Genomic DNA, 22,978 nt, shown 5'->3' with positions numbered 1-22,978 from the left:
TCGGCACGGAACTGGATCTGCCCGCTGGTCCGGTCCCTCCCTACGCTTGCCGAGGCAACGAGGCGGACCGCAGGCCCGGCCGCCCGTTGCCCATTGCACGCGGGTCGACCCTGACAAGGACAAGGCACAACCATGATCGTGACAGCACACCTCAGCGACACCCATATCGACGGGGAGAAGCGCAGTGCCGACCGCACGCGGGCGGTCATGGACTACCTCAACGCCCTTCCCCACGACCTCGACGCCGTCGTGGTGACCGGCGACATCGCCGACCACGGACTCCCGTCGGAGTACGAACAGGCCCGCCGACTGCTGGCGTCCCGGCACCCGTTGCTCCTCTGCCCGGGCAATCACGACGAGCGCGGCGCCTTCCGCGAATTCCTGCTCGGCCAACTAGCCTCGACGGCGCCCGTCAACCAGGTCCTCCGCACCGACAGACTCACCCTCGCCCTGTGCGACTCCTCGGTACCGGGGAAGGACGAAGGGTTCATCGAGGACGAAACCCTGGACTGGCTGGAGGACGTGCTGGCACGGACACCAAGCCACCTGCCCGTTCTCGTCGGGTTCCACCACCCTCCCGCGCTGCTGCACAGCCCGTACATCGACGGCCTCCGGCAGTTCGGTGAGGACCGGCTCGCCGCCCTGGTCGAACGTCATGCCAACATCGCCGGCCTCATCTGCGGCCACGCCCACACCGCGGCAGCGACCACCTTCGCCGGGCGGCCGCTGCTCGTCGCCCCCGGTGCCGTCTCCACCCTCCGCCTCCCCTGGGAGCAGCGGGCCCATGCGGGGGACCACGTCCACCTCGACCAGCCCCCGGAGCTCGCCTTCCACGTCCTCGACGACACGGGGCGCCTGACGACTCACTACCGCACTGTGGTCACGCCCTTGACGGCGTGACTGGATCATCTCGCCCGCGTCGTGCTGCACCGCGACCGACCTGAACCGGCACGAGGGCGTGCAGAGCGTCGAGCAGGGAGCCGAGATCATCGTTCGGATGGCGCGGCTGGGACCGGACGGCCCCACCGGCGGCTCCTTCGACGCGGCGGGCCAACTGCCCCGGTAGGCGACGAGACACCTCGGCCAGGCAGCCTCACGCTGCGACCGTGTGGAAGGCCGGCCATTGCCGGCGTAACGGTGTGACCTGGAGGGCATCGGTGTGCGACCTGACTCTCGCGCGCTCCGGCGTCGTGGAGGACGGCTTGGGGAGACGGCTCGGGGGAGCGCCTTCCACGACGCCGGGAACGCCGGGGTCAGAAGGTGACGGTCGCGTGGATGAGGCGGTGGTCCGATAGCGCGGGATCCACGACCTCACAGCCGTAACTCGGGCCGGCCGGGCCGAAGATGTAGTCGATCTTGTTGTTGCCGTCGGTCGGTGCGCCCGTGTGCGGTGCGTCCGGGGTGGTCTGGCCGCACTCCTGCCGGGACGTGTAGAGGCTCGACAGTGCGCCGACGTCGGCCGTGGTGGTGTTCAGGTCACCGCCGTAGAAGGGGGTGTAGCCGGAGCTGCTCAAGCCGTCCACGATGTGCCGGAGCGCGTCGGCCTGCTGGGGGCGGAAGGTGTTGTCGGGGTCGTCGCCCCTCTGCTGGCCGTCGACGACGTAGGAGCCGCTGCTGAAGTGCGCGTTGCAGAAGACCGCGCCGTCGTCAGGGACGGTGGCACAGAGCGCGGGACGCTGCTCCTTCAGGTCGGGGGAGGGGAGGGTGTAACCCCGGTACCACGTGTTGGTGTCCTTGACCGCGAGCGCGATGCCGAACGCGCCCCGGTCCGTGCCGTTGCTGTCCATGCAGTTCTTCTGCGCCAGCAGATACGGGTCCGTGGCGTTGTTCGTGCCGATCACCTTGTAGTACGTGGGAGCGAACCGCACGTCCCAGCCACCGCCCAGTCGGCTTTCGAGCTGGAGCTCGAGCGGCTTCACGGCCGTCTCGCAGATCTCCTGGAAGAAGACGGCCTCGGGACGGTGGTTCAGGGAGCCCGCGACGTCGGTCGCGACCTCGGTGGCGACCGTCTGGTCGTCGGCGTACTGGAGCTTGCACTCGGTACTGGTGTTGTTGTTCGCGCACAGGTTCCAGGAGGCGATGTCGTGGCGCCCGGACGCCGTCACGGACGACGCCGGCGGCCCGGCCGTGGCGCCCGTGCCCCCGACCTTCTCGAAGGTGAAGCGCTCCCAGCTGCCGACCGAGCTCGCATAAGGGCGCAGGATGCCCATGTCGGCACCGGTGGCGTTGAAGCGGGCCGACAGGTAGAGGGTCGAAGTGAGGGACTTCAGGGCGTATTCCCCGCCGCCCTGGGGTTCGACGGTGAAGCGTTCCCAGGCACCGGTGTTGGTCCCCCGGGCACGCAGCATGCCCTTCTGCACCCCGGTGTAATTGTCTTCCGCCGTGACGTAGCGGTCGTTCGCCTCGCTGCGCAAGGAGATCGTGGTGCCGTAGCCGACCTTGTCGATGTAGTCGGTGTGCAGTGTGAACGTCTCCAGGCTCGTCACGGACGTCGAGACGGCCCGGAGTTTGCCCTGTTGGTCGCCCGCGTCGTCGACCTCGGTGGTGACGTACTTGCCGTTCACCTTGAGTGCCCAGCGCTGGCCGGTGGACGACGGCGGGACGGAGGCGGCGATCGCGTGCGTGGTGGGCAGGGCCACCACGCCTATGACGGCGGCCAGGACCGCCGCCAGGAGCAGAGATATTCTTCGCATATTCCCTTTTTCAACAACAAGCTGAAGATCAAGCGATGTTGAGGCTAAGGGCGTGATCACCATGGCGACAAGCGGAAGAGTGGCTCAAGAGCGGCCGGCTGCCGACCGATGTCGGTGGTATGAGAACGCCTTCCCTCCTCGCCGCACGCCGTCTGGCGTCCCGCCCTCTGCTCCGGTTGGCCGTTGGACTGCTCTCCGTCCTTTGGCCCGTGGTGCCCGGGCCCCAGGCAGTGACGGCCAAGGCGGACTCACCGCGCCTGGCAGCACCCGCGGAAGAGATGGGTCTGCCGGCACTGTTCGGATCGGAGAACCGCGTGCTGCCCACGCGCGAACGCGTGGTCGCGGTGACCTTCAACGCGGCCTGGAACGACGCCGGCCTGGACCGCATCCTCGATGACCTCGCCCGCCGAAGCACACCTGCCACGTTCTTCCTGACCGGTGATTTCGCTGACAGGTACCCCGAGGCAGTGAAGAGGATCGTGGCTGCGGGGCACGGGCTGGGCAATCACTCCTACAGCCATCCCTACTTCAAGGACCTGACCCCCGCCGGACGACGCCGCGAAGTCCGGGCAGCGGACCACGCCCTGCGCGAGGCCGGGGCAGGCGGCGCCCTGACGCCGTTCTTCCGGTTCCCCTACAGCGAGACCAGCCCTGCACACATCAGGGAGGTCAACGAGCTGGGATACGCGGACATCGAATTCACCACCGACACCAACGGGTGGATGGGCATCGAGGGTGGCATGACGGTGGACCGAGCGGTGAGCAGGGCGCTGGACGCCCTGCGTCCCGGGGCGATCCTGCAGATGCACGTCGGCGCGTCCGAGGGACGAACCGACGTGATCGACGCCCAGGCCCTGCCCCGGATCCTCGACGCGATCACCGCCCGTGGCTACCGCGTCATCGACCTCCGCACCCTCCTCAGCCCCCCGCCGCGTCCTCGAGCGTAGGCGGCAGGTGCGGGTGGTGCGCTGGTGGGCCGGTGGTCTGCGGGGCGATGGGCCGGCGTCGAAGGCAAGGACCTGTTCGTCAGCTACTTGGAGAACGTCCCCGAGGACTGGGCCGTGAGCGTGGCCTCGAGGTTCGCGACGTACCGCGCTTCCGCTTCCCTGCGGACGGCCGCGAACCTGCGGTCGACGACCAGCACAGGCAGGGCCCACAGCCAGCCCCACATGCTGAAGGCGTGCACTACGCCGGTCTGGCGCAGCACCGTGTTGGTGACGACGCTCAGGACGGCACAGACCCCCCATGCGGCGGTTCGATGCCGGCCCAGGAAGCGCACTGGTGCGTTCCACGGACCAGACAGCGCTTCCAGCGTCGCGGCGCGCACGGTGGCGGCACGGTCGACGGCGTCGGCGTCAGGCACCGTCGCCCCGCCCCCGTGCTTCAGATCCTCGGCGAGGTCACGGGCCTGAGCCTGGGTGGCCCGGCCCTCGAGCGCCGCGGTCGCAGCCCGCATCCTCAGGTCGTCCCAGTAGCCGCGTCGCGCCCAGCGCTCGGCTGCGACGAGCCGCTGAGCCTCGGCAGAGAGCGGTGCCACCTCCTTGAGACGCCGTGAGAGGTCCACGGCACGCGCGGCACGGGACGGGTACTCGAACGAGTCGGCCCGCAGACACAGTTCGGCGTAACCGGCGAGCAGACCGGCATGCTCACCGTCCAGAGCCAGTCCGGCCCTGAACGCCTCCTCCGCGCGATCGTCGTGGTCGTCGTCGTCCTCGACGGCGTGTCCCAGGGCCAGCCAGCAGTACAGGTCGGCGTCTGGTCCGAGTTCGTCGAGTCCCTGCTGTGCCGCACGCCGCACAGCCGCGTTTCCCCCGGCCAGGAACAACTGCTCGCAGCGGTCCTGGTAGGCGTCGATGGTGGTCATGCAGGGTTCCCTCGTCTCCCCCTTCGCAAGGGGCTGGACAGTGTGCGGCGGGCCGATCCTCCCAGGCGGCGAACGAGGCGACGATCTCAGGGTGCGTGTGCCGGCCCACCAGCCGGATACGGCACCAGCAGCGCACGACTGAGGGGCAGGGCAGGAACGCTGCGGCTGGGGGAGCAGTTGCACACTGCCCCCACCGCGACATCGGTCGTCCTGCCACGTGAGGCCCGCCCCGCCGGTGCTACGGGGTGAGCCAGCCGCGCAGGAGCCGGCTGACGGCCGGCATCGAGACGTACGTCATGAGCACGTTGAAGACGCAGGCCACGACCGCGCTGCTGACCAGGACAGGGAGGGAGGTCAGGTGGGGCACCAGGAAGAGGCTGCCGACGACGGAGATGGGATAGATGGCCAGGGTTGCGCTGACCGCCATCTTCCACCGGGGCGGTGCAGGGCGGGTGGAGCCCGGCTTGGCGAACCAGGTCTCCATTCCGGTCAGTTGCCGCCGGGCGATCTCGGTGTGGTGGTGTCCCTGGCAGTCGGCGAACCAGGCCGCCCGCTCGGGCGACTCCTGCCACGCCCGGCAGGCCGCCGCGTCCTGGAACCGATGGACGAGGAACCAGGGTGCGTCGCCGCCGGAGGAGCGGAAGAGTCCGTATCCGAGGTGGCCGGGGAAGGTTGCCGCGGTTTCGAGGATGCCCTTCGCCCACCGCTCGAACGCGGCTTCGTGACCGGGCTCCACCCGGCGGGCTATCAGCAGGGTCACCTCGCCGGTGTCGGCCGGGACGGTGGTGTGCTCAAGGCTGACGGCAGTCAACACAGACTCCTCATGATCTCACCGCGCCCGTGGACACTCTACGCGTTGCTCGCCGCGGGGTGCGGGGCCGCTGGCCGCGAGGGGGTAAAGCCGCAGACCACTCGCGGAGGACGGAGCAGGGGCCCTGCGGCGGACCCACATGCCCGTCGGAGTCGGTCTCCCTTTGGACGGTCGTGTCAGCCGCAGACCGTATCGTTGCGGCGATCACTCTGGGAACGCACACACGGGGGCTCATATGACCATTCACCGGCCAGGACTGCCGGAGGATCTGCCGCCGGCCGATCAGCTGTGGGCGCGGTGGGCGCTGCTTGCCGCCCTTCAGGCGACCACCGAGGACGAGGAGCGCCCGCCGCGGCACCGGACCGGCCGGTGGATCGATGACGAGGGGCTCCACTGGGACGACTGCGGTTGCACCTGGTGGGTCATGGCCAAGGCAGGCGACGGCCGGTTCGTGCTCTACGGCGAGGACGAGGCGAGCGACGTCAAATGGTACGAACCGGCGATCGACGTGCTGGCGGGCGGCCCGCACTGGCTGCCCTACGAGGAACTGCGGGACCGGCTCGAAGGACGCGAAATCGGCTGCGTCTACTGGTACGAGAACGGCGCCTGGGCCCGGGCCCCGTACCCGGACGACCTTGACGACGACGGTCTGGATTGCGGCATGAGCTGCTTCATCGACCGCAGTGAGGTGCTGGGCGAACTGACGGATCACCTGGACGACGCGGTCGACGGGCCGAGCGCGGACAGTCTCCTGGCCGACGCAGAAGCGTACCGACTGGATCCGCGCCGGCTGCTGGAACGGTTGGCCCAGACCAACACCTACGACGATCCGTTGGACCGGCCTGCCCTCGTCCGGGCGCTGGACCGCGCAGGTCTGACGGGGGAGTTCGCGGCGACCGACGCGCTCTGACGAGCAGGACGGTGCCGCCTGAACGAATTTCGCGACACCGCCTTCCCGGTGCCGGACGCCTCCCACGTGCTGGACGGCTCCCCCCTCGGGCGGCGCTCATAGCCGAATCCCGCCAACCTGAAAAGCAAGCGGTCGCGCTGGGAACAGCCGGGGCGGCCGACACGGTTGTATCGACCGGGGAACCGGCGCCGCCCGGGCGGGGAACATGGAGACCATAGGGTCGTGCGCCTCACCAGGAGCCGGGCCCAGGATCGCGGTACGCCCGCCGCGCACTCGGACCACGACGTATTTTCCGCAGGAGGACTGCTTCATGTCTGATCGGCCCTTGACGCTCATGGCGGTACATGCCCACCCGGACGACGAGGCCACCGGGACCGGAGGGGTCCTCGCGCGGTATGCGGCGGAAGGCATCCGTACGGTTCTCGTGACATGTACCGACGGCGCTTGCGGTGACGGACCGGGGGGTGTCAAGCCGGGCGACCCCGGGCACGATCCGGAGGCTGTTGCCTCGATGCGCCGGCAAGAACTCGAGGCGAGCTGCGAGATCCTGAAGGTCAGCGATCTGGAGATGCTGGACTATGCCGACTCCGGGATGATGGGCTGGCCGAGCAATGACGCCCCCGGATCCTTCTGGCAGACCCCCGTGGAGGAGGGCGCGGCCCGACTCGCGGAACTCATGCGGCACTATCGCCCCGATGTGGTCGTCACCTACGACGAGAACGGCTTCTACGGACACCCCGACCACATTCAGGCCCACCGCATCACGATGGCGGCGCTGGAGATGACCGCGCTGGACCCGAAGGTGTACTGGACCACGATGCCCCGCTCGATGATGCAGCGGTTCGGCGAGGTCATGCGCGAGTTCGACGAGGACATGCCGGAGCCGGATCCTGCCGAGGCCGCCGCGATGGCCGAGATCGGCCTCCCCGACGATGAGATCACCACGTGGGTGGACACCACCGCGTTCAGCGGTCAGAAGTTCGACGCGCTGGCCGCGCACGCCAGCCAGGGCGAGAACATCTTCTTCCTCAGGATGGGGAAGGAGAGGTTCGGCGAGTTGATGGGCGTGGAGACCTTCGTGCGTGTCCAGGGCGGCACGGGCGCGGCCACACCCGAGGACGATCTCTTCGCCGGACTGCGCTGATCCGCCCGTCAGGCCCGGCCGGGAAGGCGTAGCGACCCCGTGGCGCGATCGAGCGGGTCATCACACGCGTGGGCGGGGACCGAGAACCGGTAACTCGGGATCATCCCGTATCCACGGGGAACAGCCGGGGGCCGTACCCGTGGATACGGGGAGCAACAGGTCCCCGGCTCGTCCACCCCCGCAAAGGGCTACGCCGACGGCGCGCCGAGTTTGGCGGCCACGGCGTCGAGGACCCATTCCAGGCCGGTCGCGAAGGTTGCCTCGGCGTCCACGTGCGTGCCGTCGTGCACGGCCTTGGCCAGCGCCGGGTAGCGGCCGGTGGCCAGCATGCGCGTCACATGCGGGCCGCGGGCCCGCTGCCAGTCGCGCTTGGACATGCCTGTGGCGCGCTCGGCCCGCAGGTTCGCGATCTCGCGTCTGATGGCGCCGATGAAGTAGGCGCTGACGGTCTCCACGGCACGCATGACGGTGTCCACGTCGGCGAGGCCGTCGAGGGCGGCCAGCGTCGCCTCGGTCACCGCAAGGCCGTTCGGGCCCAGGGCCGGGCGTCCGCCGAGCAGGTCGGCCAGCCATGGGTGACGGAGAGCGGCCTGCCTGGTGCGGTGGGCGAGGACGCGCAGCGCCTCCCGCCAGTCGCCGGGCTGCTCCTCGGGGAGAATTTCGGCTTGGACCTCGTCCACCATGAGGTCGAACAGCTCCTCCTTGGTGGAGATGTATCTGTACAGCCGCATCGGGCCGGCGTCCAGGCGGGCGGCGACCTTGCGCAAGGACACCGCCTCCAGCCCGCCCTCATCGGCCAGCGCGACGGCGGCGGCGACGATCCGCTCCCGGTCGAGCGGCACGGGTTGAGTCGGCGGCTCCGGCCGGTCCCACACAGTCATGATGACATCGTACTGTTGCGATGCAGTGTATCTGACGAATACAGTGTATCGACATGAGACATCGCATCGCCGTGGTCGGGGGTGGCCCTGCCGGGCTCACCTTCGCCCGTGTTCTGCACCGGCATGGCCACCCTGTCGTCGTCCTCGAACGCGACCGGGCCCCAGACGCCCGCCCCGCCGGTGGTGCGCTGGACCTGCACGAAGGCCTCGGCCAGCTCGCCCTGGACAAGGCGGGGCTGCTGGCGGAGTTCCGGGCGCTGTCTCGTCCCGAGGGTCAGGCCATGCGCATCCTGGACACGGACGGGACCGTCCTGCGCGACTGGCGGCCCCGCCCGGACGAGCGGGCCAATCCCGAGATCGACCGCGGGCAACTCCGTGACCTGCTCCTCGGCCCCCTCGACGTCCAGTGGGGGCGGGGCGTGACGCAGGTGGTGCCGGGGACCCGGGACGGCGCGCTGGTCCGGTTCGCGGACGGGACAGAGGAGACGTTCGATCTCGTGATCGGCGCGGACGGCGCCTGGTCCCGGACCCGTTCGGCAGTCTCGTCGGTGACGCCGCACTACACGGGCGTCACCGCGGTCGAGACCTCTCTCGACGACGTCGACACCCGTCACCCCGACCTCGCCCGGCTGGTCGGCGACGGTTCCATGGCCGTCTACGGCGTGAACCGCGCGCTCGTCGCCCAGCGCAACAGCGGCGGCCACGTCAAGGTGTACGCGCAGTTCCGCGCGCCGCTGGACTGGCACACGAACGTGGACCTGGCCGATGCCGCGGCCGTGCGATCGACCCTGCTGTCTCTGTTCGACGGCTGGGCCGCTCCGGCCCTCGACCTCATCCGCCACGGCACCGCTTTCGTCCACCGCCCCCTCTACGTCCTTCCCGTGTCCCACACCTGGACCCACGTGCCCGGGGTGACGCTCCTGGGCGACGCCGCCCATCTGATGCCCCCCTTGGGCGCGGGCGCGAACCTCGCGATGCTGGAAGGCGCCGAACTCGCCGAGTCCATCGCCACCGGCCCTGAGGATCTGGACGAGGCCGTCCGCGCCTTCGAGGAGCGGATGTGGGCGCGGGCCGGCAGGTGGGCGAAGATCACCACGGCCGGTCTGGAACGTCTGGTGAGCCCGGACCCCGCCGAAGCCCTCGCCCTCTTCGACCAGGTCCAGTCGTCCTGACGGCCGAGCGCGAGAGCACCAGCACCGACAGTGGCCACCGCAGGGTGGGGGGCATGCGCTGGGTCGCGGAGAAGTGCGGCTTCCGCTACGAGGGGAAGCTGCGGGGCGTTGTTCGAGGCGGGCCGAGACGACGTTTCCCGGGGCATGCATCTGCCCCCACGACTGGCGACCGACGCGGAGCCGGAGAGCTGATCATCCGGTCGCTGACCGTTCCTCCGCACAGGTAGGGGCCCGTACTCGGGTGTGAGCACGGACCCCGGACGCTGTGCTGTCCGCGCGGGAGGCGGGTCAGCCGATGCCTCCGTAGGTGGCCGTTCGCCCGGGAGCGAGTTCGTCGGCCACGCGGCGGGCCAGTTGTTCGCCCTCCCTGTCCAGACGTTCGTAGGCGGCCTCGCGGGCGGTGTCGTCCCGGTTCCTCAGCCAGGTCTCCATCACCGAGTCGATGTCCTTCGCCCACCGGTACAGCTCTCGCACCAGGTCCTCGGACAGTCCGAGCGCGGCGGCGGGATCGTCCGGGGCGAAGTCGCCGAAGCCTTCGGCGCGCAGCGGGAACCACTTGTACTCGCCCTCGACCACGACGTGCCGTGGGTGCGGTGGCGTGCCGTGCGCGTCGGCGGTCCAGTGCAGCTGCCGGCACCCCCAGCACACGAACTTCGCGTGGCCGTGCTGTTCGTCCCAGAAGCGCACCACCCAGTCGGGGCCGAGATGCCGCGCCAAGTCCTGGGCGGCCTCCAGTCCTTGTCTGACGTGGCGGCGCAGAGCCGGCCGGTCGGTGAAGCCGCCGTCGGGACGCGCCCGGTCCCACCGGCGAAGCCGTTCGGAGAGATCGCGCGGCAGGCTCAGCAGGGGATCGTCGAGGGGGACCTCGTGGATGAAGTCGTCCGGGTCCGCGTGGGCACCGGCGTCCGCGGTGGACAGAGGTGACATGCCGCCGTGGGCACGCACCATGAGGTGGCGCGGATCGCTTTCTCGGGTCATGAGCTGTGGTTCTTCTCCTAGTCCTGCCGCGCCGCCGGCCGCGGGGGCCCTCCGGTCCCGGTCCGGGCGAGGGCTCCCCGCGGCCTGCGGCGGCTGGGTCACGCCGGGTTGGCCCCTACGATGAATCCGTTGTCACCCACGGTGATGGCCACCCTGTGGGTCGTTCCGTTGTACACGGTCTCGTAGATCGGCCGCCCCTTGTCGGCGCCCTGGTAGCCGACGATCTTCCCTTCGTCCAGGGCCTTGCTGAGCAATCGCGGGATGTCCTCGGCGGCGACACCTCGCTCGATGAACTCGCCCGCGTGCCGGAAGAGGATGTGCACCAGCCCGGCCCGGGTGTCACCGACCTCCAGCCACGCGACGGGCACGCCGGGGCGCGAGTAGCGCACGGCCATGACGACGTTCGCCCGGTTGAGGTTCGCGCCGCTCGCCTCCAGTTTCTTCACGAGGTCGAGGTCGAGGCTGTTCGCGGCCTTGGCGCGGTCCGCCATGCGCTCGGAGAGCCGGCGGGCCATCCCGGCGAGGGTGTCCGGGTCGGCGATGTCCTTCGCGGAGGCCTTCTCACCGATGAGCGCCTTGAGTTCGCCCAGCAGTTTCTCCGCGCCCCGTCCGGTCCTGATCGCGTCCTCGACGAGGCCGATGTACTTGAGCCCCGCAAGGACCTTCTCACCGGGAATGAACGAGGCCGCAGCCCACGCGCACCCGGAGACCGTGCCACCGTCGTTCGACGGCGTCGCCTGGTGGTAGCACTCGACGAAGTCCTTCTTGAGGGCGTCCCAGATCGCACTCCAGATGATCTTCGTGAAGTCCCACGTGGTGTACGTCTGGGTGATCTCCCGCTTGAGGTCCTTGTACGGCTGCGAACCGAGGAAGACGGTGTCCTGCTTCGGGCACCCGGACTCGGTGGCCGGCACATCCGGGTTGGCGCAGTAGTAGAAACTCACCACGGCGTTGAAGTGCACCTCGAAGGTCACCCGGCAACTGCTGTTGCCCATGCCGAGGACACAGTCGTTGAGCGGCTTCGGATCACCGATCGGCTCGATGCTGTCGACCACGTAGAAGGTGTGGTCGTGACCGGTCCCGGCACCGCTCGACACCTGCTCGTTGGACTTCGTGCGCGCCGCTTCGTCGGCCGCCTGCTGGGCGGACTCCGCGTACTTCTGCGCGTCCTTCGCGGCCTGTTCGGCCGCGGTGGCGTCGGCGTCGGCGCGGTCGGCCGCCGCGCGGGCGTCCTTCGCGGCCGCTTCCGCCTCCGAGGCCGCCGTGTGGGCCGCCGCGGCGTCCAGGGCTGCCTGGTCGGCGGAGGAGCGGGCCTGGGTGGCGGAGCTCTCCGCGCGGCCCGCCGCCTGGTCGGCTGCCGTCGCGTCCTCGGTCGCCTGCTGGTCGTAGGTGGTGGCGCGGGCCAGAGAGGCCTGTGCGTCGGCCGCGTACCCGGCGGCCTCGGCCGAGTAGCCGAGCGCGTCCTTGGCCGACGTACGGGCGGTCGCCGCGAACCCGGCGGCCTCCGCCGCCAGCGTGTACGCGGCCTTCGCGTCGCCGGTCGCCGCGTTCGCCAGGCTCTGGGCCTGGGCCGCGTTCTTCTGGGCGTTGGCGGCGTGGGCCTGGGCGACCGCCTGCTGCTGCTCGGCGATCGTCTTCGACGACTGCCCCGCCAGCACGGCGAGACCCGCGGCCGAGTCGGTCGTGATGTACGGCGAGCCGAGTTGGACGGCGTCGTTGGCCGGGGCCGCCACCTGCAGGGCCGCGTTGCCGGCGTCCTCCGCCGCTTGCGCGGTCACATACGCGTGCCCGGCCGCGTCGGCCGAACCCGCGACCGCCTTCGCCGCCTCGGCCTTGGAGGCGTCGGCCTGCGTCTTGGCGTCGGTGGCGTGCTTCTCCGCCTCGTCGGCGAGCTTGACCGCGCTGCGCGCGGCCGTGGCCGCGGTCTGGGACGCGGCGATGGCGTCCGCCGCCGCACTGGTCGCCGTCCTCACGGCGGCGTCCGCCCGCAGCTTGGCGGCCTGCGCCGCGTCCGCGTCCGAGCGGGCCCGCTTCGCGGCCGCCTCGGCGCGGGTGGCCGCGGCGTCCGCGTCGGCCGCCGCTTGTGAGGCGGCGTTCGCCTCGGTGCGCGCGGACCTCGCGGCGGCCTCCGCGTCGTCGGCGTGCCGGTCCGCCTCGTCGGCCGCCGCCCGGGAGTCCTTCGCGTCGGCGTCGGAGTCATGGGCGTCGGCGTAGGCGTCCTTGGCGTCGGCCTGGGCGCGGGCGGCGTGCGCCTTGTTCTCCGCGTCCCAGGCGTCGTCCATCTTGCCCTTGGCCCGGTCCCGGGCGGCCTCGGCGTCCTGCCGCTTGGTGCGGGCGGTGGACTCGGCGGCCTCGGCCTTGGTCTTCGCCTCGGTGGCCTGGGTGGCGTAACCCTGGGCGTTCTGCTTGTGCTGGGCGGCCTCGGCCTGCTTGGCGGCGGCCGTGTCCTTCTCCGCCTTCGCCGTGGCCTCCTCGGCCTGAGCCGCGAGCCGTTTGGCGTGCGCGTCGGCGGCTGCCGCCTTCGCGTCGGCCTCGGCCTTCTGCGTCTCGGCCAGCTTGGCCTTGGCGACATCGCGGGCGGCCTTGGCGTTCTGCGCCTGCACGGCGGCCGCGTCGGCGGCGGCCTTCGCCTGCGCGCGGGCCTCGTTCGCGGCGGCCGTACGGAACGCGGCCTTCGACTGGGCGGCCTGGGTCAGGGCGCGGGCGGCGACGGTGGCACTGTCACCGGCGGCCGCGCGGGTCGCGGCGTAGGCCGTGTCACCCGCCTTGGACAGCGCGTCCATAGCGGCGGCGGACGCCTTGGTGACCTGTGCCTTCTGCTGCCCGACGAGGAGACCGCGGCCGCGCGGGGCACCCGCCTTGTCGGCGACGGCGTACGCGGCCTGCATGGCGGTGTCCGTCGTGGTGGCGGCCGTCTTGGCGATCGCGGCTTGCGCCTTGATGACGTCGAGCTGCTTCTTCGCCTCGGTCTGGGCCTTGGCGACGTCCGCCGTCACCCGGTCGAACTGGGCCTTCTTCGGGTAGTCCAGACTGTCCGTGCCGTTGTGGCCGGACGGGACGATGTCGAACTTCTGCGGGTCCTTGCCGGTGCAGTCCCACATCCGGCCGTCCTGGCTGTTGTTGTACGTCGCCAGGTCCAGGCAGTTGGCGGTGCCCGGGTTGTAGAGCCGGGTGGTGCCGTGGGTGCCGTACTCCCACTTCTGGGCAGCGGAGCTGTTGCAGGTCCAGATCTGCACCGCGGTGCCGTTCGCGGTACCGCTGCTCTTGATGTCCAGGCACTTGCCCGAACCGGGGTTCACCAGGGAGTCGCCCGAGATCTGCCACTTCTGGGCGGCGCCGCCGTTGCAGGTGTAGATCTGCACGGGCGTGCCGTTGTCCTTCTTGCCGCCGGCCACGTCCAGGCACTTGTCGGCCGCGCCGTGGGGGTGCACCACGAAGGGGCTGTCGCCGATCCAGCCGGGGCCGCCGGCCGACCAGTAGTCCTGCCAGCGCACCAGGTGGTCGGCGCGCCAGGACTGGCCGAGCATCTCGCCGAGCGCCTTGGAGCCGGCGGCGAGGGCCGCGGTGGCGGTGCGGTTGGCGGTCAGGAGCTGGTTGCGCTGGCCGGCCTGGGCCGCGATCTCCTGCTGCCACTCGGCGGACGCGGTGGCGACCTCCTTGCCGAGGACCTTGTTGGGGTCGACGGGGCCGCGCCAGGCGCACGACGCGAAGCGGGACTTCAGGTCCTCGACGGCGATGCGGTACTCGACGGTGCCCGGTTCGGGCGCGGTCCGCGCGAAGCCGCCTGAGGAGAGGAAGAGCCGGGCGTTGTCCGCGCTGAGCGGCTCCATGCTCCAGTTGACCAGGCCGTCCCAGGCCCGGCGCTCCTCGTAACCCTGGTTCCACTCCGGTGAACCGGGGGCCGGGTCGGTGCCGTACAGCGGCGTGCCGAGGTCCTTGACCGCCTTGACGGTGGCGTCGTCGGCCTTCGGGGTCAGATCACGGTAGAAGTCGCTCTCGCTCTTCCAGAACTGCTCCCAGATCCACTTGGACAGGCCGGTCTGTCCGAAGAACGTCGGCCGGTCGTCGCCGCCCAGACCCGGCGGCCACTCGAAGTCGGTGACCGACTTGAAGCCGCCGGGCGTGGGCAGGCCCGAGATCTCGAAGTCGCGGATGTGCTCGTAGTTGGCCGTGCCCTCCTTGTCGGCGACGGCCCGGTCCTGCTCGAACGCCACGTCGAGCGGAGTGTGGTCCCAGTACTGCCGGTTCGCCGCGGTGTGCAGCTTGTCCGGCGGCTGGTTGAGCCCGTCCTGCGCGACGGTGGACATGGCCGGGCCGCCCATCCGCAGCGCCTCGCCCAGCAGACACTGGTCCTGCCGCAGTTGCTCGGCGGCCTGGGCGTCGAAGCCGTCGTAGCTGTCGGCGACGGGTACGAGGTGGTCGTGGTCGTAGCGGCTCAGCAGGTCCGGCTGTACGGCGAGTCCCCCGAGCAGGGCCACGGCGACGCCGGTGGTGAGCAGGGCGGTCAGTGGCCCGGATCGCAATCGGGCATGCGTGAGAAGCCGATGTCTCGGCATGGGTAAGTCCTCCCCGTGGCGACGGTGTTCCCCCGGTCGCCAGTTGACGCGCGCGCTGACGAAGTGGTCGGCTCCGTCCGGCGCGGCGATCACCTTAGGCACGGGTGACGGGTGAGGAGAAGTGTTTGTGACTTACTTGTGAGGAAACTTTGAAGGCAGAGGCGAGCGGCGCGCGGGCGACCTGCGGATCAGCTTTCTCAACTGGGTGACGAGCTGTCCGACACGCTGCCGGTGGCCCTCATGGGCGCCAGTACTGGGCGAGGGCTCCTTCTCGGTAGGGCGCCGGGCTGACGCTGAGGTCGCCTGCGAAGGGGCGGTCCAGGACGAACACGAGGAGCAGGCTGAAGCCCACGAGGCCGGCGACCGACGCGACGAAGAGGAGTTGGACACGCAGTTTGCGCATGCCGTACAGGAAGGTGAGCGGAATCAGCACGAGAGCCCCGCCGAAGGCCAGGACCTGCAGCAGCGGCGGCAGTTCCTGTTGCGCCATGGTGATGCGGGCGCGGCGCTGGGAGGCGATGTCGTCGAGGTGGGTGACGGCCTGTTCGTAGAAGACCTCCTCACGCTGTCCGCTCGGCTCGTACGTCTGCAGCGTCTGGAACGCGGCCTTCAGGTGACGTTCCGTGGCGCCGTAGGCGGGTTGACCGGCGCGCATGCGGGGCCACTGATCCTCCACGACGGCGTGCACGTATCCGCTGAGGCTGGAGTCGAGGTGAGCGCGGACGGGTGGCGGGAAGGCGGCGGCGTCGCGTGCGATGAGGGCTGCGTCGGTGGCCTCCGAGGCGACGATGGTCTGGGTGTCCTCCAGCTGGGTCCACAGGGTGACGATGACGAACGCGAGGATGATGCCGTAGATGGCGCCGAACATCCCCAGGGTCACGCCGACCATGTCGTTGTGCTCACCGCGGGCGAGCGACGGGTAGCGGCGGCGCAGCAGTATGCTGCCGCCGACCGCCAGGAGAACGCTCCCGCCGACGGTGACGACAGCGAGGGTGAAGGTGCTGTAATGGTTGAGCAGCCACAGCGACATGTCGGCGGAGTGTAGGCCTGACACGACGGCCCGAGAGCCAGTCGAACACGACCCCGGGGTGCAGCTTTCGGCAGTTCGCACCGCCCGTCCGGGCCTTGTCGCTGCGGGCAGTTCACACCACCGAGTGAGCTGAGCAAGCGGCCGGTTCCCTGAGCGAGGGTGACGCGACAGGGCCCGGTCACCGCCGACGGCGGGGTGCGGTGGGTCCGTGTTCCGCTGGTCGCCGGCGTGCATCCGCCCGGACGAGACCTCGCCATCCGTGCACCCCCACCGCATCAGCCGGTGAGGATCCCGCGCTCGGCGACATCTTGGATGAAGGGGACCGCACGTTGGCATCAGGCTTCGTGGGAGCTGTCAGAGCACTCGTCGTGACCCGGAAGGGGTCCGCCGCTGCCCCAGCGCCTGCTCGCGGACGCGGGCGCAGCTGCGGCTGATCAAACGCGACACATGCATCTGGGAGATGCCCAGCCGGTCGGCGATGCTGGTCTGCGTCATGTCCTCGAAGAACCGCATGTACAGGATGGCCCGCTCACGTTCGGGCAGCAGGCGCAGTCCCTCCTTGACGGCCTCCCGGTCGAGGACGACGTCGTAGGACGCCTCCGTCGTACCGAGCGTGTCGGCGAGGCTGTGTCCGTCGTCCTCGGTGGTCAGCTCGGCGTCCAGGGACAGCGTCTTGAAGCTGTCCAGCGCCTCCAGGCCCGCCGACACCTCCTCCTCGGTGAGCCCGGTGTGGGCTGCCATGTCGCCGAGGGTGGGTTCGTGGCCACCGGGGAGCTGGGAGAGCTCGCGCCGGGCCAAGCGCACCCGGTTGCGCAGCTCCTGCACCCGGCGCGGCACCCGCAAGGCCCACATCCGGTCGCGGAAGTGCCGCTTGATCTCTCCCGTGATGGTGGGCACGGCATAGCTCTCGAACGCCCCGCGCGACGGGTCGTACCGGTCGACGGCCTTCACCAGCCCGAGCGCGGCCACCTGCCGCAGGTCCTCCACGGACTCACCGCGGTCGCGGAAACGGGTGGCGATCCGGTGGGCCATGGGAAGCCACGCTTCGACGAGTTCGTCGCGCAGAGCATCGCGGGCGGGACCGTCCTCCAGTTCTGCCAGTCGGGCGAAGCGCGCCGCGGTGTCGGGAGCGTCATCGTGGGTGTGGCGGTGGTGCCCCGAGGGGGCGGCGTGGGTGGTGGGCGTGCCAGGACGGCGGGTGGACATGTCGGTCGGCATGCGTTCGCTCCCCGAACGATCAGGGGGTCGGCCCGGACGTCGTGTGCCGGACGACCCGACGGGACTGTCACCTGTCAGGTTCTGCCGCGGTGCGGTGCCAAGCCGTGCGAGGGCCGTCGCTGGCCGACGTCACCGGGCGCGCCTCCGGTCCGAAGCGTGAAATTCCGTTTGCCCCTGGGTCGCGCGTGCAAACAGTGCGGCGGGTGCTCGGACGGAGACAGCAGCAAAGCCGGGCACACGAACGGAGCCCATGGGCGGCCTCTGCCGCAGCTGCCTGCAGCGCTCCGACCAGAGGGCGGCTCACCGTCCGACCTCCGGAACACGGGGCAGGCCGACGGTCGGTGTGAAGGGTGCGGCGGACAGCCTCGACTCCGCGTGGACCGCTCCTGGTCGCGCGCCCGTTCAGAGGAAGCGTCGGATCGGCGTCACGGCCGCTTCCTTGACCCGCTGCGACGCGGCCCGCCGTCTCCAGCGGGCGAGGTCGATGGCGACGCTGTGCTCCAGGTCCGCGTCGTAGTCGCGATCGAGGTGGGCGGTGAACTCCTCGTCCAGGACTGCGAGCATGACCTCTTCGTCGTGGTCCATCGAACGACGGTTGAAGTTGGTGGACCCGATGAGCGCCGCGACCGAGTCCACCGTCATGATCTTGGCGTGCATCATCGTCCGCTGGTACTGCCGGATGCGCACCCCCGCCCGCAGCAACCGGGTGTAGTGCTGCTGGCCGGCGAGCTGGCACGCACGCTGATCCGTGTGCGCGCCGGGCAGCAGGACCTCCACGCGCACGCCACGGCGGGCCGTACGGCACAGCAGGTCGACGAAGTAGTCGTCGGGCGCGAAGTACGCGGTGGCCAGACGGAACCGCTCTTCGGCCGACTCGAGCACGACCCGGATGAGCGTCTGCATGTCCTGCCAGCCGATGCTGGCCGAGCCGCGCACCACCTGCACGACCGACGAGCCCGCCTGTTCGTGCTCGGTGAAGCGGTCACGCTCGTCGAAGAGTTCCTCGTGGCATTCGGCCCAGTTCTGCGCGAAGGCGGCGGCGATGCCGTCCACGGCCGGGCCACGCACCCGCACATGCGTGTCCCGCCACTCGCCGGGGCCTCGGGCGTCACCGCACCACTCCTTCGCGATGCCGACCCCGCCCGTGAATGCGGTGTGCTCGTCCACGACCAGGGCCTTGCGGTGGCAGCGGTGGTTCTGCTTGAACGGCGACAGCCAGACGGGCTTGCGGAACCACGCCACCTGCACACCCGCCTCGTCCATGAGGTCCAGCAGGCGCCGTTCGATCTCCTTGGCGCCGAAGCCGTCCAGCAGGAGCCGCACCCGCACCCCGGCGCGGGCGCGCTCGGCCAAGGCGGCGGCGAAGTCGCGGGCGATCTGACCGCGCCAGTACACGAACGTCATCATGTCGATCGTGTGCCGAGCCGAGCGGATCGCTCCGAGCATCGCGGGGAAGATCTCGTCACCGTTGCGCAGGGGCAGCAGCTCGTTCCCTTCGGTGGCAGCCACGCCGATCAGCCGTTCCAGGCGGCGGCGCAGACGCTGTTTGCGGGCCCGCGCGTCCGGATCGGTGCCGCGTGCGGAGGGCACCGGTATGCCGTCGAGGATCAAGCCGAGTCTCCCGTCGGACCAAGAGGACAGTGAACAACGCGGGCCGCCGGGCGAGCCCGAGAGAGCAGATGCCCTGCAGCCACGGACTCACTCCCGGCAGCTCTCCGGCGGTATCCGACGCACGGCGCGGCGAAAGGAACCGGGCGGAAGAGGAAGTGACTGTTCCCCGAGGCGGGGGCACAAGGAGGAACGGTGCTGTCGCCGGACGGGAGACAAGTGGATGGGTACCGCGACGAAGGTCCCGGTGACACGGGACATGAGCGGGGACGAACTGTCCGGTGACGAGGCCTGGGCAGCCCTGCGCCGCTACGGCGGCTGGTCGCTGCTGCGGGACGCCTTCGTCCGTTTCCGCTACGCCGACGGCTTCAGCCACTCCCGGGCCCTCGCCCTGCAGACGGTGCTGGCCCTCGTCCCCCTCGCCATCGCGTTCGTCGGCCTGTCCACCACCCTGCACACCGAGAGCGCGGGCAGGCTGGCCGAGCTGACCATCCAGCGCATCGCCCAGGGTCCCAGCGCGGACGTCGTCGACGAGGCCCTCGGCCGCAGCCGTCGCACGGCGGGCGACGGCGCGGCCGTGGCCCTCTGGCTCTGCGCCGCCTTCTGCCTCGTCAACGTCACCACCGCCATGTGCCAGATCGAGCGGGGCGCCAACCGCATCTACGGCAACGAACGCGACCGGCCCTTCCACCGCAAGTACCTGCGAGGCCTGCTGATGTCCGTCGCCGCAGGTCTGCCGCTCGGCCTCGGGTTCGTCGCCATGATCGCCGGAGACGCACTCGCCGCGGCCGCGGTGACCGTCTACGACCTCGACGGCAGCGACCTCTCGGCCTGGAACGTCCTGCGCTGGCCCGTGGGGCTGCTGCTCGCGCTGATCTCGGCGAGTGCCGTCTTCCGCTGCTCACCGCGACGCAAGCAGCCCGGCTACACCTGGCTGGCGTTCGGAGCCGCCGTGTACATCGTCCTGTGGACCACGCTGACCTGGCTGCTGAGCCTCTACCTGGACCTCAGCGGCTCGTTCGACACGCTGTACGGTCCGTTGAGCGCCTTCATGTCCCTGCTGCTGTGGGCCTATCTGACCTCGGTCGCCCTGTTCCTCGGGCTGGCCTTCGCCGCCCAACTCGAGGCGGCGCGCGCCCGCCTGCCCGCCCCGGCCGAGCCCGACCCCGGCGTCTGAGCCGCCGCGACGCGACGACGGACAGGACATCTCCTCGCCGGGAGCATCATGGCGTCGTGTGCGGGTGCCCCGTGCGGAACGAGCTTCCGGGGCAAGCCTGCCGGTCACAGCTGATGTCAGGGAGCGGCCGCGCGCCGTTCACTCCGGTTTGTTGAGTGCCTCAGACGGCCTGGGCAGGGCCACCGTGCCGGAGGAGCTCGACGAGGGCGAGGAAGAGGAAGAAGTTCGGGATCTTCTTGACCGGCACCCTCGCCCAGGGCAGCTTCTTGCCTCTCCTGCGCAGCACGAGCACGCCCTGAGAGACCTCGACCTTCTCGATGTCCGGCCAGGTCAGGCTGTCCCTTGCCGTGGCCACACCGCCCACATTCACCGAGAGGTCCCCGTAGGCCAGGGTCCCGCCCTGCACCAGCCCGGCGTGCAGCGCGGGCAGCTGCGCCCGCGTGATCTCCTGTTGGATCGCAGGGCCCCACTGCTCGGGCTGCGCGTAGAAGCCGGTCACCTTAAGCGTCGTGCCGTCCTCGCGGTGGAGCGTGTAGACGTAGGTGGTACCGACGTAGACGCCGTTGGCGTACCGCTCGGTGATCTCCTGCAGCACCGACATGGAGTCCCAGCGGAAGACGGAGACCTCGCCGTTCCTGCCCACCTCGGCCAGGCCGTGCTCGAACAGGTGCAGTCTGCGGGCAGCCTGCTTGCGCGAGAGGTCGGGCGTCCGGGCGGCGAGCCAGAGGAAGTAGAGGCCCAGGGGAGGCACGATCAGGGAGACGGTTCCCATGAGGAGGAGGGCGGCCAGCCGTACGGTGCCGGCACGCTTCGGCAGGAACGTCCCGCGCAGCTGTCCGAGCCCTTCGGTCCCCGGGGTTGCCGCGTGACCGGCGGCTGTCTGCCCGGGTTCCTGCTGAGCGGTTGGTCCTGCCATGAGCCGTGCTCCTCATCGTGGTGCTTGGGGACTGCGGCGACCATTGTGCGGTCGGCGCCGACGCCCGTGCGCGCAGGGGCCCCTGTTCGTCGTCAAGGCCCGCCAGACCGCCTTGCTCGCGGCTCCAGGACCATCTGCGTCGTCGCCAGGTGGCGGTAAAGGGGGTCCGTGTCGAGCAGTTCGTCATGGGTGCCCACGGCCTGGACCCGGCCCGCCTTCATGACGACGATGCGGTCGGCCGTGGTGACGGTCGACAGCCGGTGCGCCACCACCAGCACGGTGGTGTCGCGTGCTGCTTCCGCCACGGTCTCTCTCAGCGCCGCCTCGTTGTCGGCGTCCAACTGCGAGGTCGCCTCGTCGAGGAGAAGCAGCCTGGGGCGGCGCAGGAGGGCGCGGGCGACGGCCACGCGCTGGCGCTCACCGCCCGAGAGCCGGCTGCCCCGATGGCCCACGAGGCTGTCCAAGCCCTGAGGCAGGCGGGCGACGACCGCTTCCAGCCGTGTCCGCCGCACGACGTCGTGCAACGCCTCGTCAGGGGTGTCCAGCACGCCCAGGGTGAGATTGTGGCGCAGGGTGCCGGACAGGACCGGCGCGTCCTGCTCGACGTAACCGATCGCCGCACGCAGATCGGCCAGCGGCCACCGCCGCACGTCGCGGCCGTCCAGGAGGATGCGCCCGCTGTCGGGGTCGTAGAAGCGTTCGAGCAGGGAGAAGAGGGTGGTCTTGCCCGCGCCCGAGGGACCCACCAGGGCGGTCACCCCTCCGGCGGGCACCGCGAAGGACACTCGGCGATGGACGGCAGGAAGCCGGAGCTGATACCGAAAGCCCACGTCCTCGAAGCGCACCGTCGCCGGCGGTTGCCGAGGCGGGCTTCCGGTCCCCCCGGTGCTCGTCTGCGACGGTACGTCGGCGGTCTCCACGTCCGTGCCGGTCTCCACGTCCATGTGCTGGACCGCCTCGATGCGCAGGGCGGCGGCGCCACCGATCTGGAACTGCCCCACCGCGTCGGCGAGCTGGCTGATCCGCGGGGCCAGCGCGAACACGTACAACAGGAAGGCGACCAGGGTGGACACGTCGATCGCCCCCGAGGCCACTCGGGCGCCCCCCACGCCGAGTACCGCCAGGAAGGCCGCCTGCCCGGCCACCGCGGACGCGGCCGCCGACAGGGCCTGCCAGCCGGCGGCGCGTACGCCGGTGCGGCGGGCGTCCTGCGCCATGCGCTCCAGGACCTCCGTCTCCTGCTGCTCGGCCCCGGCGGCCTTGACCGCGCGCACCGCCCCCAGGGCCCGCTCCAGAGCCGCGCCGATGTCACCGACGGACTCCTGGGCCTGCCGGGTGGCGCGGCCGATGGCGGGCGCGGTGGCCGCCACGACCGCACCCAGGAGCACCATGACGATGAGCGTGACGGACAGCAGAACCACATCCAGGAGGCCCATCAGCACCACCGTCATGACCAGCACGGCAGCCCCTGTGACGGCGGGCGCCGTGGACTGTGCGGCGGCCTGGCGCAGCAGCAGGGTGTCGGAGGTGGCGCGGGTGATCAGGTCGCCTGGCTCGTGGCGGTCCAGTTCGGGCACGGTCAACCGCAGCAGGCGTCTGGTGATCCGCCGCCGGGCGGAACAGACGACGTCCTCGGCGGTGCGGTGCAAGACGTACTGGCCCAGCGCCGAGAACGCGGCGGCCCCGACGAGGAGCGCGGCAAGGACGAGCACCGGGGCGATGGTCGTACGTCCGGTCTCCAGCGTGTCGATCAACCGCTTGGCGGCCAGGGGCTGGGCCAGTGCGAGGATGCTGCCGGCCAGTCCGAGCAGCGCTCCGGCCAGTCCGGCTCGGCGGTGGGGCCGTAGCGAGGTGGCCAGGGCCCGGTAGGCGGAGGAGCGTGTGGAGGTGCCTGGCGGGCACACTGCGGATCCGGCCCCGGCGGCGGCCGGTTCGCCGTCCCCGTCGCCGTCCGCCGAGGGAGTCCGGGGCGAGGGCCCGGCGCCGGGCCGGGTGGTGACGGTCGGGTGTCCGGCCATGG

Annotated in this window: 17 protein-coding genes and 1 pseudogene; 7 read left to right on the top strand and 11 right to left on the bottom strand. The window is 70.7% G+C overall.

Annotated elements, in window-relative coordinates; translation table 11 throughout:
* Positions 1–132: 132 nt before the first annotated feature.
* Both ACZ67Q_RS14730 and ACZ67Q_RS14725 read left to right on the top strand, forming a co-directional pair.
* Positions 133–900: a metallophosphoesterase gene (locus tag ACZ67Q_RS14730; protein WP_471181246.1), complete on the top strand. Its 768-nt coding sequence runs from the start codon at positions 133–135 to the stop codon at positions 898–900.
* Positions 901–928: 28 nt separating this feature from the next.
* Positions 929–1,066, top strand: a pseudogene (locus ACZ67Q_RS14725) (short-chain dehydrogenase); the annotation flags it as partial.
* A gap of 187 nt (positions 1,067–1,253) precedes the next feature.
* Here the strand turns inward: ACZ67Q_RS14725 and ACZ67Q_RS14720 are convergent.
* Positions 1,254–2,693, bottom strand: a complete 1,440-nt coding sequence (locus tag ACZ67Q_RS14720; RefSeq protein ID WP_471181244.1) for a fascin domain-containing protein — start codon at positions 2,691–2,693, stop codon at positions 1,254–1,256.
* A 278-nt stretch (positions 2,694–2,971) separates the two neighbouring features.
* On the opposite strand from ACZ67Q_RS14720, the gene ACZ67Q_RS14715 reads away from it, so the two are divergent.
* The gene (locus ACZ67Q_RS14715) at positions 2,972–3,640 is read left to right on the top strand and encodes a polysaccharide deacetylase family protein (RefSeq protein WP_471181242.1); all 669 of its coding nucleotides are present in this window, start codon (positions 2,972–2,974) and stop codon (positions 3,638–3,640) included.
* 83 nt (positions 3,641–3,723) lie between these two features.
* Here the strand turns inward: ACZ67Q_RS14715 and ACZ67Q_RS14710 are convergent, their stop codons facing one another.
* Positions 3,724–4,557: a hypothetical protein gene (locus ACZ67Q_RS14710; protein ID WP_471181239.1), complete on the bottom strand. Its 834-nt coding sequence runs from the start codon at positions 4,555–4,557 to the stop codon at positions 3,724–3,726.
* Positions 4,558–4,795: 238 nt separating this feature from the next.
* Positions 4,796–5,371: an antibiotic biosynthesis monooxygenase gene (locus ACZ67Q_RS14705; protein ID WP_471181237.1), complete on the bottom strand. Its 576-nt coding sequence runs from the start codon at positions 5,369–5,371 to the stop codon at positions 4,796–4,798.
* A 232-nt stretch (positions 5,372–5,603) separates the two neighbouring features.
* Between ACZ67Q_RS14705 and ACZ67Q_RS14700 the strand changes: the two genes are divergently transcribed.
* Together ACZ67Q_RS14700 and ACZ67Q_RS14695 are read left to right on the top strand one after the other, a co-directional pair.
* Positions 5,604–6,278, top strand: a complete 675-nt coding sequence (locus ACZ67Q_RS14700; protein WP_471181234.1) for a hypothetical protein — start codon at positions 5,604–5,606, stop codon at positions 6,276–6,278.
* A gap of 310 nt (positions 6,279–6,588) precedes the next feature.
* Positions 6,589–7,422: a PIG-L family deacetylase gene (locus ACZ67Q_RS14695; protein ID WP_471181232.1), complete on the top strand. Its 834-nt coding sequence runs from the start codon at positions 6,589–6,591 to the stop codon at positions 7,420–7,422.
* 188 nt (positions 7,423–7,610) lie between these two features.
* On the opposite strand, the gene ACZ67Q_RS14690 is transcribed toward ACZ67Q_RS14695, so the two are convergent.
* Positions 7,611–8,303 (bottom strand): TetR/AcrR family transcriptional regulator, encoded by a 693-nt coding sequence (locus tag ACZ67Q_RS14690; protein WP_471181230.1) that lies wholly within the window; start codon positions 8,301–8,303, stop codon positions 7,611–7,613.
* Positions 8,304–8,356: 53 nt separating this feature from the next.
* Here ACZ67Q_RS14690 and ACZ67Q_RS14685 point away from each other — a divergent pair, with 53 nt between their 5' ends.
* On the top strand, positions 8,357–9,475 hold the full coding sequence (locus ACZ67Q_RS14685; protein WP_471181227.1) for an FAD-dependent oxidoreductase: 1,119 nt from the start codon (positions 8,357–8,359) through the stop codon (positions 9,473–9,475).
* 288 nt (positions 9,476–9,763) lie between these two features.
* Here ACZ67Q_RS14685 and ACZ67Q_RS14680 read toward each other — a convergent pair whose 3' ends face one another.
* The 5 genes from ACZ67Q_RS14680 to ACZ67Q_RS14660 form a co-directional block, all read right to left on the bottom strand.
* Positions 9,764–10,453, bottom strand: a complete 690-nt coding sequence (locus ACZ67Q_RS14680) for a hypothetical protein (protein WP_471181225.1) — start codon at positions 10,451–10,453, stop codon at positions 9,764–9,766.
* Between the two features lie 98 nt (positions 10,454–10,551).
* Positions 10,552–15,009 carry an RICIN domain-containing protein gene (locus ACZ67Q_RS14675; RefSeq protein WP_471181223.1) on the bottom strand — a complete coding sequence of 1,486 codons (4,458 nt, stop codon included), beginning with the start codon at positions 15,007–15,009 and terminating at the stop codon, positions 10,552–10,554.
* Between the two features lie 238 nt (positions 15,010–15,247).
* Positions 15,248–16,039, bottom strand: a complete 792-nt coding sequence (locus ACZ67Q_RS14670) for a bestrophin-like domain (protein WP_471181221.1) — start codon at positions 16,037–16,039, stop codon at positions 15,248–15,250.
* 354 nt (positions 16,040–16,393) lie between these two features.
* Positions 16,394–17,257 carry a SigB/SigF/SigG family RNA polymerase sigma factor gene (locus tag ACZ67Q_RS14665; RefSeq protein WP_471181219.1) on the bottom strand — a complete coding sequence of 288 codons (864 nt, stop codon included), beginning with the start codon at positions 17,255–17,257 and terminating at the stop codon, positions 16,394–16,396.
* Between the two features lie 402 nt (positions 17,258–17,659).
* Positions 17,660–18,868: a phospholipase D-like domain-containing protein gene (locus tag ACZ67Q_RS14660; RefSeq protein WP_471181216.1), complete on the bottom strand. Its 1,209-nt coding sequence runs from the start codon at positions 18,866–18,868 to the stop codon at positions 17,660–17,662.
* Between the two features lie 220 nt (positions 18,869–19,088).
* Between ACZ67Q_RS14660 and ACZ67Q_RS14655 the strand changes: the two genes are divergently transcribed.
* A complete protein-coding gene (locus tag ACZ67Q_RS14655; RefSeq protein WP_471181214.1) occupies positions 19,089–20,042 on the top strand; it encodes a YihY/virulence factor BrkB family protein in 954 nt (317 codons plus the stop codon).
* Positions 20,043–20,202: 160 nt separating this feature from the next.
* Here ACZ67Q_RS14655 and ACZ67Q_RS14650 read toward each other — a convergent pair whose 3' ends face one another.
* Both ACZ67Q_RS14650 and ACZ67Q_RS14645 read right to left on the bottom strand, forming a co-directional pair.
* Positions 20,203–20,958 carry a DUF6585 family protein gene (locus ACZ67Q_RS14650; RefSeq protein ID WP_471181211.1) on the bottom strand — a complete coding sequence of 252 codons (756 nt, stop codon included), beginning with the start codon at positions 20,956–20,958 and terminating at the stop codon, positions 20,203–20,205.
* A 92-nt stretch (positions 20,959–21,050) separates the two neighbouring features.
* Positions 21,051–22,976, bottom strand: coding sequence for an ABC transporter ATP-binding protein (locus ACZ67Q_RS14645; protein WP_471181208.1), 1,926 nt, complete (start codon positions 22,974–22,976; stop codon positions 21,051–21,053).
* Between the last annotated feature and the right edge of the window lie 2 nt (positions 22,977–22,978).

It is taken from the genome of Streptomyces sp. NPDC036813 (genome assembly GCF_055609245.1).
This window is presented reverse-complemented; position numbering and strand designations above follow the sequence as displayed.

Excerpts from the sequence above, each read along its gene's own strand:
- ACZ67Q_RS14730 (WP_471181246.1), top strand. The coding sequence starts at position 133 with ATGATCGTGACAGCACACCTCAGCGACACCCATATCGACGGGGAGAAG.
- ACZ67Q_RS14720 (WP_471181244.1), bottom strand. The coding sequence starts at position 2,693 with ATGCGAAGAATATCTCTGCTCCTGGCGGCGGTCCTGGCCGCCGTCATA.
- ACZ67Q_RS14715 (WP_471181242.1), top strand. The coding sequence starts at position 2,972 with ATGGGTCTGCCGGCACTGTTCGGATCGGAGAACCGCGTGCTGCCCACG.
- ACZ67Q_RS14710 (WP_471181239.1), bottom strand. The coding sequence starts at position 4,557 with ATGACCACCATCGACGCCTACCAGGACCGCTGCGAGCAGTTGTTCCTG.
- ACZ67Q_RS14700 (WP_471181234.1), top strand. The coding sequence starts at position 5,604 with ATGACCATTCACCGGCCAGGACTGCCGGAGGATCTGCCGCCGGCCGAT.
- ACZ67Q_RS14695 (WP_471181232.1), top strand. The coding sequence starts at position 6,589 with ATGTCTGATCGGCCCTTGACGCTCATGGCGGTACATGCCCACCCGGAC.
- ACZ67Q_RS14690 (WP_471181230.1), bottom strand. The coding sequence starts at position 8,303 with ATGACTGTGTGGGACCGGCCGGAGCCGCCGACTCAACCCGTGCCGCTC.
- ACZ67Q_RS14685 (WP_471181227.1), top strand. The coding sequence starts at position 8,357 with ATGAGACATCGCATCGCCGTGGTCGGGGGTGGCCCTGCCGGGCTCACC.
- ACZ67Q_RS14680 (WP_471181225.1), bottom strand. The coding sequence starts at position 10,453 with ATGACCCGAGAAAGCGATCCGCGCCACCTCATGGTGCGTGCCCACGGC.
- ACZ67Q_RS14675 (WP_471181223.1), bottom strand. The coding sequence starts at position 15,009 with ATGCCGAGACATCGGCTTCTCACGCATGCCCGATTGCGATCCGGGCCA.
- ACZ67Q_RS14670 (WP_471181221.1), bottom strand. The coding sequence starts at position 16,039 with ATGTCGCTGTGGCTGCTCAACCATTACAGCACCTTCACCCTCGCTGTC.
- ACZ67Q_RS14665 (WP_471181219.1), bottom strand. The coding sequence starts at position 17,257 with ATGCCGACCGACATGTCCACCCGCCGTCCTGGCACGCCCACCACCCAC.
- ACZ67Q_RS14655 (WP_471181214.1), top strand. The coding sequence starts at position 19,089 with ATGGGTACCGCGACGAAGGTCCCGGTGACACGGGACATGAGCGGGGAC.
- ACZ67Q_RS14650 (WP_471181211.1), bottom strand. The coding sequence starts at position 20,958 with ATGGCAGGACCAACCGCTCAGCAGGAACCCGGGCAGACAGCCGCCGGT.
- ACZ67Q_RS14645 (WP_471181208.1), bottom strand. The coding sequence starts at position 22,976 with ATGGCCGGACACCCGACCGTCACCACCCGGCCCGGCGCCGGGCCCTCG.